At 63.1% G+C, this 18,214-nt stretch carries 17 protein-coding genes; 7 read left to right on the top strand and 10 right to left on the bottom strand.

Annotation, left to right across the window (positions count from 1 at the left end; genetic code table 11):
• Nucleotides 1-134 precede the first annotated feature (134 nt).
• Genes ACIQH5_RS10595 through ACIQH5_RS10585 form a run of 3 tightly spaced genes read right to left on the bottom strand, consistent with a single transcriptional unit; the run spans nucleotide 135 to nucleotide 2,429 of the window.
• Nucleotides 135-356 (bottom strand): SCO4848 family membrane protein, encoded by a 222-nt coding sequence (locus ACIQH5_RS10595; protein WP_024820158.1) that lies wholly within the window; start codon nucleotides 354-356, stop codon nucleotides 135-137.
• A gap of 1 nt (nucleotide 357) precedes the next feature.
• The gene (locus ACIQH5_RS10590) at nucleotides 358-855 is read right to left on the bottom strand and encodes a DUF2505 domain-containing protein (RefSeq protein WP_105692840.1); all 498 of its coding nucleotides are present in this window, start codon (nucleotides 853-855) and stop codon (nucleotides 358-360) included.
• A 47-nt stretch (nucleotides 856-902) separates the two neighbouring features.
• Nucleotides 903-2,429, bottom strand: coding sequence for an SDR family oxidoreductase (locus tag ACIQH5_RS10585; protein ID WP_400402872.1), 1,527 nt, complete (start codon nucleotides 2,427-2,429; stop codon nucleotides 903-905).
• Nucleotides 2,430-2,538: 109 nt separating this feature from the next.
• Between ACIQH5_RS10585 and mfd the strand changes: the two genes are divergently transcribed.
• Both mfd and ACIQH5_RS10575 read left to right on the top strand, forming a co-directional pair.
• The gene (gene mfd, locus ACIQH5_RS10580) at nucleotides 2,539-6,171 is read left to right on the top strand and encodes a transcription-repair coupling factor (RefSeq protein WP_400402869.1); all 3,633 of its coding nucleotides are present in this window, start codon (nucleotides 2,539-2,541) and stop codon (nucleotides 6,169-6,171) included.
• 4 nt (nucleotides 6,172-6,175) lie between these two features.
• Nucleotides 6,176-6,985 (top strand): metal-dependent hydrolase, encoded by an 810-nt coding sequence (locus ACIQH5_RS10575; protein WP_024820162.1) that lies wholly within the window; start codon nucleotides 6,176-6,178, stop codon nucleotides 6,983-6,985.
• Between the two features lie 12 nt (nucleotides 6,986-6,997).
• Here ACIQH5_RS10575 and ACIQH5_RS10570 read toward each other — a convergent pair whose 3' ends face one another.
• The 5 genes from ACIQH5_RS10570 to ACIQH5_RS10550 all read right to left on the bottom strand — a co-directional run bounded on the left by ACIQH5_RS10570 (nucleotide 6,998) and on the right by ACIQH5_RS10550 (nucleotide 10,691).
• Nucleotides 6,998-8,134: a right-handed parallel beta-helix repeat-containing protein gene (locus tag ACIQH5_RS10570; RefSeq protein ID WP_400402866.1), complete on the bottom strand. Its 1,137-nt coding sequence runs from the start codon at nucleotides 8,132-8,134 to the stop codon at nucleotides 6,998-7,000.
• Between the two features lie 9 nt (nucleotides 8,135-8,143).
• Complete coding sequence (locus tag ACIQH5_RS10565) at nucleotides 8,144-8,371, bottom strand: hypothetical protein (protein WP_179019162.1); 228 nt, start codon at nucleotides 8,369-8,371, stop codon at nucleotides 8,144-8,146.
• 53 nt (nucleotides 8,372-8,424) lie between these two features.
• A complete protein-coding gene (gene deoC, locus ACIQH5_RS10560) occupies nucleotides 8,425-9,117 on the bottom strand; it encodes a deoxyribose-phosphate aldolase (protein WP_400402864.1) in 693 nt (230 codons plus the stop codon).
• A gap of 115 nt (nucleotides 9,118-9,232) precedes the next feature.
• Nucleotides 9,233-10,120 (bottom strand): FAD-dependent oxidoreductase, encoded by an 888-nt coding sequence (locus tag ACIQH5_RS10555; protein WP_400402861.1) that lies wholly within the window; start codon nucleotides 10,118-10,120, stop codon nucleotides 9,233-9,235.
• Nucleotides 10,121-10,259: 139 nt separating this feature from the next.
• Nucleotides 10,260-10,691, bottom strand: coding sequence for a hypothetical protein (locus tag ACIQH5_RS10550; protein WP_400402859.1), 432 nt, complete (start codon nucleotides 10,689-10,691; stop codon nucleotides 10,260-10,262).
• A 117-nt stretch (nucleotides 10,692-10,808) separates the two neighbouring features.
• Between ACIQH5_RS10550 and ACIQH5_RS10545 the strand changes: the two genes are divergently transcribed.
• The 5 genes from ACIQH5_RS10545 (at nucleotide 10,809) to ACIQH5_RS10525 (ending at nucleotide 15,978) form a co-directional block, all read left to right on the top strand.
• The gene (locus ACIQH5_RS10545) at nucleotides 10,809-11,411 is read left to right on the top strand and encodes a dihydrofolate reductase family protein (RefSeq protein ID WP_400402856.1); all 603 of its coding nucleotides are present in this window, start codon (nucleotides 10,809-10,811) and stop codon (nucleotides 11,409-11,411) included.
• Nucleotides 11,412-11,489: 78 nt separating this feature from the next.
• Nucleotides 11,490-11,921: a LexA family protein gene (locus tag ACIQH5_RS10540; protein WP_400402853.1), complete on the top strand. Its 432-nt coding sequence runs from the start codon at nucleotides 11,490-11,492 to the stop codon at nucleotides 11,919-11,921.
• 196 nt (nucleotides 11,922-12,117) lie between these two features.
• Nucleotides 12,118-13,479, top strand: coding sequence for a hemolysin family protein (locus ACIQH5_RS10535; RefSeq protein ID WP_400402850.1), 1,362 nt, complete (start codon nucleotides 12,118-12,120; stop codon nucleotides 13,477-13,479).
• Entirely contained in the window at nucleotides 13,472-14,512 is a 1,041-nt protein-coding gene (locus ACIQH5_RS10530) for a hemolysin family protein (RefSeq protein WP_400402847.1), read from the top strand. Before ACIQH5_RS10535 ends, ACIQH5_RS10530 begins: the two co-directional genes overlap by 8 nt.
• A gap of 167 nt (nucleotides 14,513-14,679) precedes the next feature.
• Entirely contained in the window at nucleotides 14,680-15,978 is a 1,299-nt protein-coding gene (locus tag ACIQH5_RS10525) for a Y-family DNA polymerase (protein ID WP_400402844.1), read from the top strand.
• A gap of 28 nt (nucleotides 15,979-16,006) precedes the next feature.
• Here the strand turns inward: ACIQH5_RS10525 and ACIQH5_RS10520 are convergent, their stop codons facing one another.
• On the bottom strand, nucleotides 16,007-17,164 hold the full coding sequence (locus ACIQH5_RS10520; protein WP_400402841.1) for a uroporphyrinogen-III synthase: 1,158 nt from the start codon (nucleotides 17,162-17,164) through the stop codon (nucleotides 16,007-16,009).
• Between the two features lie 12 nt (nucleotides 17,165-17,176).
• Complete coding sequence (cobA, locus tag ACIQH5_RS10515; protein ID WP_400402838.1) at nucleotides 17,177-18,211, bottom strand: uroporphyrinogen-III C-methyltransferase; 1,035 nt, start codon at nucleotides 18,209-18,211, stop codon at nucleotides 17,177-17,179.
• Nucleotides 18,212-18,214: the final 3 nt, after the last annotated feature.

Here is an 18,214-nt window from a genome sequence, read left to right as displayed (position 1 = left end):
GGTGTGCGGGCACGAAAATGACTCCGCCGACCAGACTTCCCGGCACACCATTATCCATCTTACCCAACTGGGTAGCAGATCAGGTCGTTCTGAACGCTCAGAACGACCTGATCTGCTACATAGTTGGGTGAAACCTAGGCGACCAGGCCCGCGATCCCTATGCCCGCCGTCGCGAGTCCGAGCACCATGGAGATGGTGACCAGCACAACGTGGACCGTGAGGAACTTGGTGGCCTTGCCTGCGGCGTCGCGGGCCCGGGGGTCCTTCATGACACGCTTGAGGAACTGCGGCCACACCACCAAGGACCAGACGCCGGCAACGATCAGGACAACCGCAAGGATCGCGGGGATCTCCACGCTAGTGGCTTTCGAGCCAGGCCTGAGCCTGCTGGGACTGGATGCCCAAAGCCTTGCCCACCATGGGCTCGGCAGCATCGGCGATCTTGCCACCGAGGAACGGGACCGAGGAAGTGACGTTACCCTCGAGTTCGATCCGGGTGCTGGCGCCTTCGGCCACGAGGCGCTGAACCGCGGTGACATCCAGCGGAGCGCCGGAGATCTTCAAGGCAATAGTGCTGGACCGTGAACCGTCGGCAGCCGGGGCTTCCCACTTCTCGGTCTGGGTAACCTTCAACGTTTCGCCAACGAACTTGCGGGCGATGTCCGGCAGGCGCGTGGTGGGCAGCGTGCGGACCGTGGTGGTGGTGAAAGCACCGGCGGTGTCGCCGTCAACGGTGAACGATTCCAAGGAGCCGCCCACGTATTCGCTGGTGTGACGCAGGAAATCTTCGTTGACGAAGACTGCGGCTACGCGGTCAACGCTGTGGGGCAGGGTAGTGGATGCACTCAGGGCCATGGGTCCTCCGTGGATGGTTGTGGTGAAGCTTTTTAGCTCCCAACATCCTACGGGGTCTCGGTGGACACCCCTGAACCGGCTTCTTGCAGCGTAGTCGCAGCCGCCGAAATGTTGCGGGCCATGGAGGGAAAAATGAACCCATGGAACGGGTACACGCCCAGCCAGTACAGCCTTCCAGCCAACCCGCGCGGGAAGAAGATGGCCCGTTGCTTGTAGAGGCTGCCCTCACCATCGGGTTCCACAGCCAATTCAAGCCAGGCTCCGCCGGGGGCCCGCATTTCAGCGCGTAAACGCAGCAGGTGTCCGCGGTCGATCGCCTCCACCCTCCACCAGTCCACTACCTCTCCCGTGTTCAGGATCTTGGGGTGCCGGCGTCCCCGCAGGAGCCCCGCGCCGCCCTGCAACTTGTCCAGCCAACCCCGCACCCGCCACGCCAAAGGAAGCGAGTACCAGCCGTTCTTCCCGCCGATGCCCTCAATGATGGTCCACACATGTTCAGGCTTGGCCTCGCTGTGGAAGGTCCGTTCATCAAGGAACACTTTGTACCCGGCCCAGTCGGGGTCGCTGGGCAGTGGATCAGCGTCAATGCCGGCGTTCGCCCACGTGGTCTCAACCTGGCCGTCCCGTTCCTTGCCTAATGCCAGGGCCACGGCGCGCCGATAAGGGGTCAGGCCGCCGTCGGGCTGTGGAATGTAACGGTCGACGTCGTGCTCCCGCGACACCGCGTCGTGCTGCAGTGACTGCACCAAGGGCAGGGACATGGACAAGGGGATGGGAGTCACCAGGGCCACCCACAAGCCCGCGAGCTTGGGCGCGGGCACCGGAAGGGCTATGACCAGCCGCCGGGGGAGCCCACGCTCCACGGCGTACTCATTCATCATGTCCTTATACTTCAGGACATCCCGGGAACCCACATCGAAGGAGCGGTTGAGCTTTTCCGGAATTGAGGCCGCGGCCACGAGGTAGTGCAGGACGTCTCGTACGGCGATTGCCTCAACGCGGTTATTAACCCAGCTGGGCGCCGGCATGACGGGCAAGGTCTCAGCAAGGTGCCGGATCATCTCGAAAGATGCCGAACCTGAACCGATGACCACCCCGGCCTGGAACACGATGGCGTCAACGGCCGACTCAAGGAAGACCCGGCCCACGGTCTCCCGGGACCGCATATGGATGGAAAGCTCCTGGTTCTCCGGGTGCAGGCCGCCAAGGTAGACGATCCTGTCCACACCCGCTTCCGCAGCCGCGTCTGCCACGAGCCTGGCCATGGACTCTTCCTTGGCTTCAAATCCGCTGCCGGAAGCCATGGAGTGGACCAGGTAGTAGAGGACATCCACGTCGGCAAGGGCGGTTGCCACGCTGCCGGCATCAGAGAGGCTGTCCTGGACGATCTCCACCTGATCGTGCCAGGGAACATCGGCAATTTTCTGTGGTGTGCGGACCAGGACCTTGACCCGGTGACCGGCCTCAAGGAGCCGGGGGACCAGGCGCCCGCCGATGTAGCCGGTGGCGCCGGTGACCAGCACCGTCTTGGTCTCCTGCGGGGTATTGGAATGCGTAGCTTCCGAAGGCTGCAAAGGAACTCCTGTGGCTGGGGGTAGAGGTAGGCTGGAATGACCCGGCATTCATCTGAATTTCCGGGCATTTGTGTTGCCTGCCCTTGGACCCACCCTAGGAGTTTCTGCCATGAGCCTCAACGGTCTGCGCCGCGCACTGGCGGAGGACAAGACTTTTGCGCGCGTCCGCACGGAGGCGCAGCGGTCCTTCAGCGACCGGAACGCCGACTACCAGATCAGCGCCCCGCAAGGGATGCGCGCGGTGTTGCTGGCCGAAATGGCCGACGCCCTGGCTTCCGCCGGGGCAGAAAAAGATGGCGCGCCCGTGGTCCTCGCAGTCACCGCGACCGGCCGCGAAGCCGAGGACCTCACCGCGGCGCTCGCCTCCTACCTCCCCGTGGAGTCCGTGGCCACTTTCCCCAGTTGGGAGACGCTTCCACACGAGCGGCTTTCGCCGCGCTCTGACACTGTGGGGCGACGACTCTCAGTGCTGCGCCGCCTGACGCACCCGGAAAGCTCGACGGCGGCCCCCTTGCGTGTGGTGGTAGCCCCGGTTCGCGCAGTGGTCCAGCCGATTGTGGCGGGCTTGGGTGACTTGGTCCCCGTCACCTTGCAGGTGGGGCAGGAGCGATCCTTCACGGAAGTTGTCAGGGCACTGTCCGACGCCGCGTATGCCCGCGTTGACATGGTGACGCACCGTGGCGAATTCGCCGTCCGAGGCGGCATCCTTGACGTCTTCCCGCCCACCGAGGACCACCCCATCCGCGTGGAGTTCTTCGGCGACGAAGTAGACCAGATGCGCTGGTTCGCCGTGGCAGACCAGCGCTCGCTGTCCGCACCCGGCATCCACCACCCCACTGAACTGCACGCCCCGCCGTGCCGGGAAATTCTCATCACGGCCTCGGTGATGTCCCGTGCGGCCAAGCTCAAGGCAGACATGCCTGCTGCGGCCGACATGCTGGAGAAGATCGCCGGTGGAATCGCCGTTGAAGGCATGGAATCCCTGGCCCCCGTGTTGGTGGACGCCATGGTCCCGTTCGTGGACCAGCTCCCCGCCGGCTCGCTGTCAGTGGTCATCGAACCGGAGAAGGTGCGCACCCGCGCGCACGATCTCGCAGCCACCAACGAAGAGTTCCTGGAAGCTGCCTGGTCAACTGCGTCCGACGGCGGTGCGGCGCCCCTTGACCTGTCCTCCCAAGCATCCACCGACTTGCATGCTGCCAGTTTCCGTTCGCTCACCGACACCCGCTCGGCAGCCCTGGAACATGGCGTGTCCTGGTGGTCCATCACGTCCCTTGCCTCCGATGAGGACCTGGTCCTGGACATCGATGTGCTCAACATGCGTGCCCGCGAACCTCGTGGCTACCAAGGCGACGTGGCCGAGATGCTGGAGTTCATCGGCTCCCGTGTTCGTGAGCAGTGGCGTGTGGTGGTGGTGACCGATGGTCCCGGGCCTGCCCAGCGTTTGGCTGAGTTGTTCCACGACGCCGAGATTCCGTGTTCCCGCGTTGACTCGCTGGATAAAGAACCCCAGCCGGGCATCATCGAGGTGACCACCGCCGCCGTCGGACGTGGTTTTGTCCTGGACGGCCTCAAACTGGGCCTGCTGACCGAAGCTGATCTGCTGGGCAGGGCCACGGCCAGCTCCACCAAGGACATGCGCCGCATGCCGTCCAAGCGACGCAATGCCGTGGACCCGTTGCAGCTGCATGCCGGCGACTTCGTGGTTCACGAGCAGCACGGAATTGGCCGGTTCGTGGAGCTCATCCAGCGCAAGGTGGCCGGTACGTCGTCCTCCGATGCCGGGCTGCGCGAGTACCTGGTGCTGGAGTACGCGCCGTCCAAGCGTGGTGCTCCGGGGGACCGGCTCTTCGTCCCCACCGATCAGCTGGACCAAGTGACACGCTATGTGGGCGGTGACGCACCGGCTTTGAGCAAGATGGGCGGCGCGGACTGGGCCAGCACCAAGTCCAAGGCGCGTAAGGCTGTCAAGGAAATCGCGGGTGAGCTGATCCGCTTGTACTCTGCCCGTATGGCCTCCCGTGGCCACGCCTTTGCCGCAGACACCCCTTGGCAGCGCGAGCTTGAAGAAGCCTTCCCGTATGTTGAAACGCCGGACCAGCTGACCACCATCAACGAGGTCAAAGCGGACATGGAGCGGGAGATCCCCATGGACCGTCTGGTTTCCGGCGACGTTGGCTACGGCAAGACTGAGATCGCCGTCCGGGCCGCCTTCAAAGCCGTCCAGGACGGGAAACAGGTGGCGGTCCTGGTGCCCACCACCTTGCTGGCCCAGCAGCACTACGAAACGTTTACCGAGCGTTTTTCCGGCTTCCCCCTGAGGGTCAAGCCGCTGTCCCGCTTCCAGAGCAGCAAGGAAGCCAAGGAAACAGCTGAGGGCGTCAAGAGCGGAGCTGTGGACGTAGTGATCGGCACCCACCGGCTCCTGTCCAAGGACTTCCAGTTCAAGGACCTCGGCCTGGTGATCGTTGACGAGGAGCAGCGCTTCGGTGTGGAGCACAAGGAAGCGCTCAAGAAAATGCGCACCAACGTGGATGTGCTCGCCATGAGTGCAACGCCGATTCCACGAACCTTGGAAATGTCGTTGACGGGTATCCGCGAAACGTCCACCCTGGCTACGCCCCCGGAGGAACGCCATCCTGTGCTGACCTATGTGGGTCCGTACACCAACAAGCAGACCTCCGCAGCGATCCGCCGTGAACTCATGCGCGAAGGCCAGGTGTTCTTCGTCCACAACCGCGTCTCGTCCATTGAACGCATCGCCGCGCAGATCCGCGAGCTGGTCCCTGAAGCCCGCGTGGAGGTTGCCCACGGACAGATGTCCGAGAGCCGGCTTGAGAAGATCATCGTGGACTTTTGGGAGAAGCGATTCGACGTCCTCGTCTGCACCACCATCATCGAAACCGGCCTGGACATCTCCAACGCCAACACGTTGATTGTGGATGGGGCTGACAAATATGGCCTCTCGCAGCTCCACCAGCTCCGCGGCCGTGTTGGCCGAGGCCGGGAACGTGCCTACGCCTACTTCCTCTACCCTTCGGAGAAACCTTTAGGCGAGGTGGCATTGGAGCGCCTCAAAGCGGTGGCAGCGCACAACGAGCTTGGTGCCGGTATGCAGTTGGCCATGAAGGACCTGGAGATCCGTGGTGCGGGCAACCTGCTGGGTGGCGAACAGTCCGGCCACATCCAGGGCGTGGGCTTCGACCTCTACATCCGTCTGGTGGGCGAGGCTGTTGCCGAATACCGCGGCGAGGCCGAGGAAAAGGCAGCCGAGATGAAAATCGAGCTGCCCGTCAACGCGCACCTTCCGCACGACTACGTACCCGGAGAGAGGTTGCGCCTGGAGGCGTACCGCAAACTGGCGTCCGCCATCACGTACGAGGCCATCGACGAAGTCCTGGCCGAACTCGTGGACCGCTACGGAGAGCCGCCGCTGCCCGCCCAAAACCTCATTGCCGTGGCCCGCTTCCGGGTGGGTGCGCGCGAAGCCGGCCTGTCCGACGTCGCACTCCAAGGCAACTTCATCCGCTTCTCGCCGGCGCAACTGCCCGAGTCCAAAACCATGCGCCTGAACCGCATGTATCCGGGCTCGCAGGTGAAGCCTGCCTTGGACGCGGTGCTGATTCCCAAGCCCAAGACCGCGAGGATCGGCGGACGGGACCTCCAGGACGCGGAGATCCTTCAATGGGCCAACAACGTCATTGAAGCGATTTTCGCTGATGTACCCGTGAAGGCTGGCTAACTGCATGATGGGAGGACATCACGCCGCGTCGGGAGCCGCGGCGTGGATAGCTATTGCCTCAACAGGCCCGTACGCGCTGGGCTGGTACCCCTTGGATTCCACCGGAATTTTGATTGGCGCCATGGCGACGGCGGGAACTGCTTTGGTGGTGGACTGGGACCACCGGCACAGCACCATCGCGAACTCGCTGCCGCCGCTGTCCAATGTGATTGCGGTGGGAATAGAAAAAGCCAGCGGCGGGCACCGGCAGGGGACGCACTCCTTGTTGGGAGCTTCCGCGTTCGTGGTGCTCGCAGCCATGGCGGCCCAGTTCCAGATGGTGACGCCGGTAGGTAAGCTTTCCATCGGCGCCGGGCTGCTGTGCATGTTCATGATCAACCTGGCGGCCAAGGCATTGAACCTCTTCCCGAAGTCCGGCTGGATTACCAACTGGCTGTTCGCGGTGGTGATGGCAGGCCTGGTGACGTGGTTTGCGCCGGATCAATGGGGCTGGTTGCCGCTGTCCATGCTCACGGGTGTGGTGGTGCATATTGTGGGGGACATGATCACTGTTGGCGGGGTGCCACTTTTGTGGCCCATTGTCATCAAGCCGCCGAAGTTCCTGCGCAAATCCGTGATCCGGGGAATTTGGCGCCCGAACGGTGCCTTCTCCATCCCCCTGCTGGGACGGGCTGGTTCCCGACGTGAGTGGTTGGTCCTGATACCCGTCAGCGGCTACGCCATGGTGGGCATGGGCGCCGCCGCGTGGACGCTGGCGCAACAGCACTGGCCCGGCGTTCTGGCGGCTCTGGGCGGGGTAGTACAACTGCCTTAGCGTGACTCCTGGTCAGCAGCTGGTCGCGTTGTTGGCCACTACATTTCCCGGCGCATCCTCGAGCATCAGGGTGCCGGCCTGGCAGGTGGCGTTGTCCGTCACCACAATGTCCTCCAGGTCGCCGTGGAAATTGAGCCAGGGGCCTTGAAGGTTGAAGAATTCGTTGTTGTTGACCGTTACACCGCGGACCGCTGCGGTGCCGCCGTCGTAGTATCCGGTTTTGACGCCGTCGGGCGAACCCCAAAAACGGTTGCCATCCACGGTGATGTTGAAGATTTCATGCGTGCCGACGGCCAGTTGCAGGCCTGAACCGTGAGATCCGCCGCGGACGTTGTTGTTTCGATAGATCACGTCATGAACCGGTGCCCCCAGGGTTTGGGCCACGAGGCCGTCGTCGCCATCACCTCCCTGCCGCTGGTCAACGGTGTTGCCCTCCACGAGGCCGTCATGGGAATCGGTGATGTGAATGCCGTCCAACTGGTCGTATCGGCCGCTGCTGGTCACCATCGTCCGGCTCTCCCGCACACAGAAATTGCTGCTGGCCACTACCGCGATGGAATACGTGTAGGGATTCCGGGTTGTGACGCCCTCAACCAAGGCATTGGTGGAGTGGCGGATATCCACCAAGTACTCGTGCAGGCGTCCCGGGAGGTTCCCGTCCAGCTCTTCACCATTTTGGTCTGCGGTGAGCTGCGAGATGGTCACGTTCTGTGCGCCGTTGGTGGTGATCAAAGGGTGGCCTCCGAAAGGCCCGTCAAACTCAAGAAAATCCGGGCCCGCTTTCAGGACCGTCGTGGGCCCGACTCCCCTGAGGTGTACCTTGCTCTTGATCACCAAGGGACGCTCCAACGTGAAGACACCCTCGGGAAGTTGAACAATCGCTCCGCCGCTCCTGGACGCCGAATCTATTGCCCGTTGCAATGATGCGGACGTGCCCCGGGGGTCCAGGGAGCCATCCACCGCCCACTCCCGCACGCTGGTGGCCTTGCTTCCATAGGCATCACAGGAACCGGGTTCCGCACGCTGCAGCGCATCCGGTTGATCCACGGCGCTCAACGAACCACACCCTGCCAGAAGCAGCGTGGCGGCGAGGGAAAGCGGCAAGAAAAAGAAATGGCCCAGGCGGGAGCCCGGGCCATTCAGAGTCATCAGCGGAGCTTAGCTTTCACCGGCGGAGTCAGAGCGACCAAAAATGGTCTGCGGGATCCAGAACGCCAGAGCGAAGAGGCCCAGGCAGACGGCCATCGGCCACGGGTTGTCCAGCGTGAGGAACGACAGCGAGTAAATAGCACCCAGGAAAAGCACGATCATGACCACGAACAGCACAATGCTCTGGACGAGACTGTTCTCTTTTTCAATGGGGGCGCTTGTGGCGTTCTTGGACATTCATTCCTCCTCGGCCCCGTAGGGCTCAAAAATCTCTGGCGGCAGCGGAAGCCTTAGTAGGCAGATGAACCCTGTTCACCTTTGACAATGGCAATTCCGGAGCTCGCTCCGATACGTGTTGCACCAGCAGCAATCATAGCCTGTGCATCGGCCAGGGATCGCACTCCGCCGGAGGCCTTGACCCCCAGATCAGGTCCAACGGTCCTGCGCATCAGGGCAACATCTTCTACGGTGGCGCCGCCGCCATTGAATCCGGTGGAGGTCTTGACGAAGTCAGCCCCCGCTTCAACGGCCGCTTCGCAGGCGATGACCTTCTGCTCATCGCTCAGCATGGATGTTTCGATGATCACCTTCAGGATGGCTTCACCGGCGTGGACAACCTCGGACACGGCCCTGATGTCATCCACCAGCGCGCCCTTGTCGTTGGCGCGCGCGGAAGCCATGTTGATCACCATGTCGATCTCATCGGCACCGTCCAACACGGCACCGCGGGCCTCAAAGGCCTTGACGTCGCTGGGGGTGGCGCCCAGTGGGAACCCGATCACCGAGCACGTGAGCACACCGGAACCCTTGAGGGCCTTGGTGACGGTCTTGACCCACACCGGGTTCACGCAGACTGACTTGAACTTGTACTCAACGGCCTCCGCACACACCTTGAGGACGTCAGCCTCGCTGGCCTCCGGCTTCAACAGGGTGTGGTCAATGTAGGAGGCGATATGTGCAGGGGCGACGGCTTCGTTGCTCATGGAATCCTTCCGTGCAGGGCGTGGCCGGCCCGGTGGCCGCAGGGTTGTCACTGCCCGTCAAAGGACCATCTTGCCACATGCGCCGGGGGCCTCTCCGGCCCCCGCCAGCAGCAGCTCAGGCGGCCAGCAATGCCTGCTGATCCTCTTTCCCTGCACTGAGGAGCAAGCCCGAGGCGCACAACATTGCAGAGGACTCGGCGGAGAGAAGGAGGCCCAGGCGAAGTCCGTCGCAGGATGCGGCATCGCCCACCGCCCAGATTCCCGGCACGGACGTGGCGAGGTCGCGCCCCACTGAAATACCGCCGTCGGGAGCTGTTGTGAGTCCCGCGCTTTCGGCGAGCTCGTTGCGGGCAGTGCGTTCCTCGGCCAGGACCACCAGGTCGCCCTTCATGCTGCTGCCATCTTCGAAGAGGATGCCGGTTGCCGGCAGCGTGGAACCCTGAGTGTCGGTGCCGGTCCCAGTGAAAGGCACGACGGCGGTGGGGCGGAGGGTTGTGCGGACGGGGCGGACTCCGCGGGCCCGCAACACGGCCTCAGCCTGGCCCGCTGCAGGACCGTTTCCCACCAGGATTCCCAGGGGACGGCGGCCCACCAACCGGGTGAGGTCCTTCACCGCTTCGCCAATGTTTGCTGCGTCGTCGATGGTGGAGTAGCTCAGGCCCGATTCGGCGCCCGCCACCGGAGGAAGGGCCGGGGCCGAGCCGGTGGCAATGACCAACTGGTCATAGGAGAACTCCATGCCGTCCACGGTGGTGACAATCTTTGCGTCGGCGTCGATGAAGCTGGCCGCCTGCCCGAACCGGACCGAGACCCGGGGGAGTTCAGCGAGTTCCAACAGGGCCTCCGGGCACTCGTCGCGGTTGCTGAGAACTGTGATGGTTCCGTGGAAAGCGCGCTGCCGGGAGTCGGACCCTCCGGCAAGTCGCCGCACCAAAGCCTGGGCCGCTGGACCAGCGCCTGCAATGACGATGTGGAGGGAAGGTGCGGACGGGATGGCGGACATGTTTGGCCCTTTCGCTCATATGACCTGCTGTTGATCATCAGCGTAGGGGGCTGGTTTTTCGCGGGTGTTTCGCCGCTGTTGCCATCTCTGGCTTATCCGTAGCGTGGTGTTTACCGGCCGGTAATAACGTGGATCACACTCAGGTCCCGCGGATCCGCGTGTACACCATGTCGAAGTCGTGCTCCAACGGTCCGCCAGGATAGCTTCCCCGCTCCAGGCGGGCGTTGATGGTGTTGCCGTCTTCGCTAACGTGGCCCACGAATCTTTGGGGCCAGTCCGGGCCGTCCCGGAACATCATCCAGACGTTATCCTTCAGCGTCACGTCGTATATTCGGGCGACGCCACGTGAGTCGAAGTAGTGCTGCTGCAGGGCGCCATCGGATCCTGTAGCACCGATGATGCTGATCGAGTCCGGGTACTCCGGTTTTTGAACCGTAGAGCGCTGGATCAGGAAGCCGCCGCTCTCCAACCACTCGAAGGTTGTCCGGCCTTTCACGCCCCGCTCCGGGACGGTGGTTTCCCACTCGCCGATCAGGATGTTCAGTTGCTCCAGGTTCGAAGTTCGTGTCATGGGATCCTCCTGAAGGTCCGGGCAGGTGCCCGAAGACATAGCCACAGTGTCCGCCCTGCTGTGGCCTTTTTCCAGAGTCTCAGCGTGCCGCCGGGGCCGTGGTGGCATGATGAGCGCATGAGCCAAGTCACATGTGATCTGACCGTTTCCCTGGACGGATTTGTTGCCGGTCCCCATCAAAGCCTGCAGCAGCCTCTGGGGGAGCGGGGCGAAGCCCTGCACCGCTGGCAATTCGAGGAGCGGGAGGCCAACGCCGCCCAAGTGGAGGGGATCCTCGCGGCAGGGGCTTTCATTATGGGCCGGAATATGTTCGCCGGACCGGGCCCCGGGCCTTGGGACGCTGACTGGCGTGGCTGGTGGGACGAGGAGCCGCCCTACCGCGCGCCGGTGTACGTGCTCACCCACCATGTACGTGAGCCTCTGGAAATGCAGGGCGGAACGACGTTCCACTTCGTCAATGACGGCATCGAAGCTGCCTTGTCCCAGGCGCAAGCAGCTGCGGGGGCCAAGGACGTCGCAATCGCTGGTGGTGCGTCGACTGCCCGCCAGTTCCTGTCGGCCGGGTTGATCGACGAATTACGCCTTCACATAGCGCCCATCATCCTGGGCGGTGGCGAGCGCCTGCTCGACGGCGTGGGGAACCTGCGCCTTGAACCCACCGCCGTGAGTGGCACCGGACTGGTCACGCACGTGACGTACCGTGTGGGCGCTGGCGCGTGACACTGCGCCCCTGACGGAACCCGGCCTCTATCGGCTGTACACTGAACTATCGAACATATATTCGAATAAAGGTGTGTTGTGGGCGTGATAGTCGGCCCCCGCGTGATAGATGCGGGCTTTTCCCTGATGTCGGTACTGCTGGCTCCTCTTCCGGTGGCGGCGGGGTACCCCTCGCCCGCGCAGGACTATTTTGACGGCCGGATTGACCTCAATGAGCACCTGATCAAGGATGTCACCAGCACGTTCGTGGTGAGGGTGACCGGTCAATCCATGGAGGGCGCCGGGATCAGTGACGGGGATGAGTTGATCGTCAACCGGGCGCTGGAGCCCAAGGATGGGTCCGTCGTCGTTGCCGTCCTTGACGGTGAGTTGACCATCAAAAGGCTCCGCGTCACGCCGTCGGGAGTGGTGTTGCAGGCGGACAATCCCAAGTATCCGGACATTCGGGTGCCTGCGCTGTCCGAGCTAACCATCTGGGGCGTGGCCACAACGTGCCTGCATCACATCTAATGACTGGCGTCGCCAGGGCGGATTTGGTGTTGACCGTTGCCCTGATCCTGCCGCTTTCGCCTACAGCGCACACGCCGCACAGCGCTTCCTACGCCCCGTAGAATCAAGTGCACTATGGATGACCCTCCTTCACATATGCCCAGGCCCCTCAACCTTCTGACCGGATCACCGGCCACCACGGGAGAGGGGCGCCCGAATGTATGAATGGATCATGCTCGGCATCGGCCTTGTCCTCACGGTCGGCACCGGATTCTTCGTCGCTTCCGAGTTCGCGCTGGTCAATCTCGACCGCAATGACCTCGAAGCCCGCCAGGCGCGCGGTGAGAAGCGCCTGGGGCCCACCATCAAGGCCCTCAAGATCACCTCAACGCACCTTTCCGGCGCGCAATTGGGCATCACGCTGACCACCCTGCTCACCGGATACACCTTCGAGCCGGCCATCAGCTCGATGCTCCGCGGCCCTCTGCTGTCAATTGGGCTGCCCGAAGCTGTAGTGCCCGGTATCGGCGCGGTGGCCGGTATCTTCCTGGCCACCATCTTCTCCATGGTCATCGGTGAGCTGGTCCCGAAAAACTTCGCTCTCGCCCTTCCGTTGGCCACGGCCAAGGTCGTCGTACCCTTCCAAACCCTGTTCACCACAGTGTTCAAGCCGGTGATCCTGCTGTTCAACAACACGGCAAACGGCATCATCCGCTCCTTTGGCATCGAACCCAAAGAAGAGCTCTCCGGTGCCCGCAGCGCCGAAGAACTCAGTTCCCTGGTCCGCCGCTCCGCCTTGGAGGGTTCCCTGGACCTTGACCACGCCGTCCTGCTGCACCGCACCCTGCGTTTCTCGGAGCACACCGCAGCTGACGTCATGACACCCCGGGTCCGGATGGCCGCAGTGAACGTCCACCACTCCGCCGAAGACATCCTGGCCCTGGCCACGGCCACCGGTTATTCCCGGTTCCCCGTGATCGGCGAAGACCGCGATGACGTCCTGGGTGTGCTGCACGTAAAGCAAGCCTTCGCTGTTCCCCTCGATGACCGCGGGGCCATCACCGCGCAGGCTCTCATGATCGATCCGTTGCGGGTCCCCGAATCCATGGGCGTCGATACTTTGCTGGGCCTGCTCCGCAAACAAGGCCTGCAGGTTGCCATCGTCTCGGACGAACACGGAGGAACGGCCGGAATCGTCACGCTTGAGGATCTGGTGGAAGAAATCGTTGGCGAACTGGAAGACGAGCACGACCGGGCGCGCGTGGGCGTGGTCAGGACCGGCCGCTCCATCACCTTTGATGCCTCCCTGCGCCCCGATGAACTTCTCGACCGGACCGGAATCGTGGTCCCTGACGGTGAGGAATACGACACTATGGCCGGCTTCATCACCGACCAGTTGGATCGCCTCCCCGAACTTGGCGACGAGGTCATCATCAACGGCGGAAGTTTGCGTGTGGAACGCGTGGTGGGCACGCACGTGGAACGGCTCCGCTTCACCCCTGATGACAGCGGGGAAGCGCCCATGAGCGCCCACGACAGGATTGTTGAGAACCTCACGCAGGAGCTGACCCATGAGTGAATACCTTCCCGGCATCATCTGGCTCATCGTGCTGCTGGTTGTCAATGCGTTCTTCGTCGGCGCTGAATTCGCCGTCATTTCAGCCCGGCGTTCCCAGATTGAACCCAAGGCTGAGGCTGGGAGCAAAGCCGCGAAAACCACGCTCTGGGCGATGGAGCACGCCACCCTCATGCTCGCCACAAGCCAGTTGGGCATCACCGTCTGCTCGCTGGTGATCCTGAATGTCTCCGAACCGGCTATCCATCACCTGCTTGAAATCCCCTTGGGGCTGACCTCGCTCTCCGGGGAAGCCATCGGCGTCATCGCCTTTGTCGCGGCGCTGCTCCTGGTGACTTTCCTGCACGTGGTCATTGGTGAAATGGTCCCGAAGAACATCTCCTTCTCCGTTCCTACCCGCGCCGCGCTGATCCTTGCACCGCCCCTGGTGGTGGTCTCCAAGATCGTCAAGCCTGTCATCTGGACCCTGAACGGGATCGCGAACTCCATCCTGCGCCTGTTCAAAGTCCAGCCAAAGGACGAAGCTACCAGCGCCTACACCTTGGATGAAGTGGCCAACATCGTGGAGCAGTCCACCAGGGACGGGATGCTCAGCGACACCACCGGCGCCCTCACGGCGGCCTTCGAGTTCACTGCCAAAAAAGTGTCGGACGTCGAAGTTCCCATCGGCGATATGGTGCTGCTGCCCGCATCGGCCACCCCGGCCGACATTCAATCAGCCGTGGCGGAGCACGGCTACTCCCGCTACATCCTCACCAATGACGACGGCGACCCATCCGGTTACCTGCACCTCAAAGACGTCATGGACCTGACCTCCGCGGAGAAATTCACCACCCAGGTGCCCGCGAAGCGCATCCGACGGCTCGCATCCGCCTTCAGCGGCAGCGACCTCGAAGATGCGCTGGCGACCATGCGCCGTACAGGTTCCCACGTTGCACGGGTCTTCGACGCCAAAGGCAACACCACCGGCGTGCTCTTCCTTGAGGACATCATCGAAGAACTCGTCGGCGAAGTCCAGGACGCCACCAGCGCCTGACCACGTGGCTGCATCCCGTCCGCCGGACTTTTCCACATACGGCGGGCGGGATGCTTTCTTGTCGGACCTCGGCAGTACAGTAGAGGTATTCGAATATATGTTCGAATGCACGGCGTGTCCCGCACCTGAATGGGGGTTCGCGTGCTAGTGCCGAGCCAAGGAGTGGAATGTCCAAGCCAGCGCTCATGCATCGGATGCAGGAAATCGCCCACGTGGACATCAACTGCTTCTACGCCTCGGCGGAGAGGGCCTTCAACCCTGCGCTGGAGGGCAAGCCTTTGATAGTGCTGTCCAACAATGACGGTTGTGCCGTGACCCGGTCGCCCGAGGCAAAGAAGCTGGGAATCGGGCTGGGCGAGCCATGGTTCAAACTCGCTCCACGGGCCAAGGAATGGGGATTGATAGCCCTATCGAGCAACTACGAACTGTATGGAGACATCAGCTCGCGTGTCATGGAGCTCCTGGCCCGGTACTCAGCCTGGCAGGAGGTGTACTCCATTGATGAGGCGTTCCTGGGAGTGAAGGGGCAACCGGAAGACCTGCTGGAATTGGGCCGTACCATCAAGGTTGCCTGCCAACGGCATGTGGGCGTCCCCGTTTGCGTAGGAATTGCGCGCACCAAGACTCTCGCCAAACTGGCCAATAAGTGGGCCAAGCATAATCCGGCCTTCAACGGGGTGTGCCGCTGGGACTCCATCCCCGAGGGCCAGCGCGAAGCGCTCATGGCGCGGCTCTCCGTGATCGAGATATGGGGCGTAGCCAGCCGGCTCACCAAACGCCTGAATGCGATGGGGATCTTCTCGATCCTGGACCTGGTCAGTGCGGACCCCGTGGCGTTGAGGGACAAATTCTCCATTGTCATGATGCGCACTGTCCTGGAACTACAAGGCACGCCCTGCATCCCCATGGAGGAGGAACGGATCGGGCGGGACCAATTGATCTTCTCCCGGTCCTTCTCCACGCCGATCACCACGTCCGCGGAGTTACGTCAGGTGCTGAGCGTTTATGGCCAAATGGCCAGTGCCAGGCTGGCCAAGCATGATCTTCAGGCCAAACTGCTGACTGCCTTTGCCGCAACTTCGGTCTACAACCCCAACGACAAGTCGTTCCCCACTGTCAACGTCAAGTTGCCCATGCCCACCTCGGACCCGGTGCTGCTGACCAAGGCCGCGCACGCGCTGGTCCCCAAAATCCAGGAAGGAGTGAAATACGCCAAAGCAGGGATCATGGTCACTGACCTTCGCCCCAGCGGCAACCAGAAACCCTTGGAAATCTTCGAGAACCGGCACGAGGAACGCGGGATCGGCCCCCTGCTGGAGCAAGTCAGCAAGCGATATGGCCGCGGCTCCATCGGCCTGGGCCACGCCGGCATCAAGGGCGGCCCGGACTGGTCCATGAAACGGGACATGCTCAGCCCCCGCTACACCACCAACTGGGACGAACTTCCCCTGGTGAAGGCGGCCTAGCGTGGCAGGAAACTACTTACGGGAGAACTTAGGCCCGCAGCCGGTAACCCCTCTTCACCACGGTTTCCACGAGCTTGCCATCTGGAAGCGCAGACCGAAGCCGGCTCACCGTCATGTCCAGCGCGTGCACAGAACCGCGCAAGTCCAACAGGTCAGACAGAGCTTCCCTGGACAGGACGGCCCCACCCGCTCCGAGCAGCGCTCGCAGCAGAAGCAGTGGCGCCGGTGCAAGGTCAACCACCTCACCGTTGATCCGCAGGCAGCGTCCTCGGAGCTCAATGGTGGCGCTCTTGGTCTCCAGCCTGCGCACATGGTTCAGCGAGAGATGTTCGGTGACCAGCCTGATCAGCGCACCCATGCGGTAGCGGTCCGGGATCAGCGGACTCAGTCCGGCGTCAACCAAGGGCTGCGCAGTGACTGGCCCAACAGCGGCAACCGTCACCGGACCCTTGAGCGCTTCGATGAGTTGACGGTAAAGGCCCATTTCGTGGGCGGTGCTCCACATTGCGTCCACAGCGGGTGCACTGGTGAACGTCAGGACGTCCAGATTCCCGCCCACCACTGCCTCGATCAGCCGCGGCAGTTTGTCTTCGCCGTCGGGTTTGACCCAGCGGTACGGCGTGACGGTCAGGACAGTGGCGCCGGACATGCGGAGCCGTTCAAGTTGGCGGACGTCCGTGTACCCGTGCAGCTGCACGGCCACGGTCTTACCGCGCACGCCTTCGGCCAGCAGCATGTCCACCAGGGTGGCGGTGGTTTCGTCACTACTGATTCCGACGTCGGCGAGACCTGCCGCCCGTACGGCACCACGGGCTTTGGGCCCACGCACGAACATGCGGCATGCGGACAGCGTGTCCAGGAGTTGCTCGCCAATACCGAAGGAATCCGCAGCCTCACACCAGCGGCGCATCCCGTACGCAGTGGTGGCGATGCAGATGTCCGGTTTGGCCGCGATGATGGTGCGGGTGTCCTCGATGAGGACCATGTCCTCCTGCACCGGGGCAATCTTCAATGCAGGGGCGTGCAACACGCTCGCACCGCGGCGCTCCAGTGCCTCGATGAGGTCGCGGGAACGGCGGTGCGAAGTGACGCCAATGCGGAAACCATCCAGTGGCGCTTCCACAGCTTCGGAAATTTCCGGCGCGGCAGCAGCGTCCGGGACTTCGATGGCACGTGTAACAGTCATGTGTTCTTACCTTCAGGCTTCAAGGAGCGAAGCCGCGAGTCGGCTCAGTTCAGCGGATGCTTCGGCATGGTTCCGGTTGGCTTCAGCAACCCTCACCACCTCGCCGATGACCAGTACGGCCGGGTTGCTGCAGCCGGAGGCTGCTGTTTCGATGGTACCGAGGTCAGCGATGGTGGTGCGCTGTCCCGGGCGGTATCCGCGTTCCACCACGGCCATGGGCATATCCGCCTTCATTCCAGCGCGGCGCAGGCCTGCCGCCAGCTGGGGCAGGGTGCCGATGCCCATGAGCACCACGATCGTCCCGCCCAGGCCTGCGAGGTGGGTGTGTTCCTTCTCCGTCAAAGGGGCGTGGCCGGAAACAACGGTGAACATGTGGCTTACCTCGCGGTGCGTCACGGGGATTCCGGCCGCCGCGGGTACGGAGATGGCACTGGTGACGCCGGAGATGACCCTCACCGGGATACCGGCAGCAACACAGGCAGCCACTTCTTCCCCGCCGCGCCCGAACACATACGGATCGCCGCCCTTGAGCCGGACCACGTTCTTGCCCAGCAGTGCAGCCTCCACCATGAGCTTCTCGATGTCCCGCTGAGTTACCTTGTGGAGCCCGGGCTGCTTTCCAACATCCACGAGCTCTGCAGATGTCAGCCCGGCCAGCTCCTGGTAGGGGGCGAGGCGGTCATACAACACGACGTCGGCATCCCGCAGGGCGTCCACGGCACCCACGGTGAGCAGGTCCAAGGCTCCCGGACCTCCACCCACCAGGGTCACATGGCCCTCGGCTCCGGGTGCAGGTTCAAAGGCAACGGGGATCCCTGCCTCCCGGCAGCGTTCCACCAGCGGCGACCAGCCGGCCTCGCCGTCGTCCACCACCGCCACCAGAAAGGGGCGCTCCGGCAGCTGGCCGTCGCCCGGCACGCCCTCCGGCGTGCTGAGCCGGTACACCTTGGCGCCGGCCCGCTGGTAACGGCGGACTGCTTGGCGGGCAGACTTTTCGGATCCGGTGACAAGGACGTCGCGGCCGGTGAGATCAATGGTGAGCTGCATGGT

The sequence above is a fragment of the Paenarthrobacter sp. NPDC091711 genome, from assembly GCF_044756605.1.
Lineage (GTDB): Bacteria > Actinomycetota > Actinomycetes > Actinomycetales > Micrococcaceae > Arthrobacter.
This window is presented reverse-complemented; position numbering and strand designations above follow the sequence as displayed.

Bases quoted from the DNA above. Each gene is read 5' to 3' on its own strand.
- ACIQH5_RS10590 (WP_105692840.1), bottom strand. From the start codon at position 855: ATGGCCCTGAGTGCATCCACTACCCTGCCCCACAGCGTTGACCGCGTA.
- mfd (WP_400402869.1), top strand. From the start codon at position 2,539: ATGAGCCTCAACGGTCTGCGCCGCGCACTGGCGGAGGACAAGACTTTT.
- ACIQH5_RS10575 (WP_024820162.1), top strand. From the start codon at position 6,176: ATGATGGGAGGACATCACGCCGCGTCGGGAGCCGCGGCGTGGATAGCT.
- ACIQH5_RS10570 (WP_400402866.1), bottom strand. From the start codon at position 8,134: ATGACTCTGAATGGCCCGGGCTCCCGCCTGGGCCATTTCTTTTTCTTG.
- ACIQH5_RS10565 (WP_179019162.1), bottom strand. From the start codon at position 8,371: ATGTCCAAGAACGCCACAAGCGCCCCCATTGAAAAAGAGAACAGTCTC.
- deoC (WP_400402864.1), bottom strand. From the start codon at position 9,117: ATGAGCAACGAAGCCGTCGCCCCTGCACATATCGCCTCCTACATTGAC.
- ACIQH5_RS10555 (WP_400402861.1), bottom strand. From the start codon at position 10,120: ATGTCCGCCATCCCGTCCGCACCTTCCCTCCACATCGTCATTGCAGGC.
- ACIQH5_RS10550 (WP_400402859.1), bottom strand. From the start codon at position 10,691: ATGACACGAACTTCGAACCTGGAGCAACTGAACATCCTGATCGGCGAG.
- ACIQH5_RS10545 (WP_400402856.1), top strand. From the start codon at position 10,809: ATGAGCCAAGTCACATGTGATCTGACCGTTTCCCTGGACGGATTTGTT.
- ACIQH5_RS10535 (WP_400402850.1), top strand. From the start codon at position 12,118: ATGTATGAATGGATCATGCTCGGCATCGGCCTTGTCCTCACGGTCGGC.
- ACIQH5_RS10530 (WP_400402847.1), top strand. From the start codon at position 13,472: ATGAGTGAATACCTTCCCGGCATCATCTGGCTCATCGTGCTGCTGGTT.
- ACIQH5_RS10525 (WP_400402844.1), top strand. From the start codon at position 14,680: ATGTCCAAGCCAGCGCTCATGCATCGGATGCAGGAAATCGCCCACGTG.
- ACIQH5_RS10520 (WP_400402841.1), bottom strand. From the start codon at position 17,164: ATGACTGTTACACGTGCCATCGAAGTCCCGGACGCTGCTGCCGCGCCG.
- cobA (WP_400402838.1), bottom strand. From the start codon at position 18,211: ATGCAGCTCACCATTGATCTCACCGGCCGCGACGTCCTTGTCACCGGA.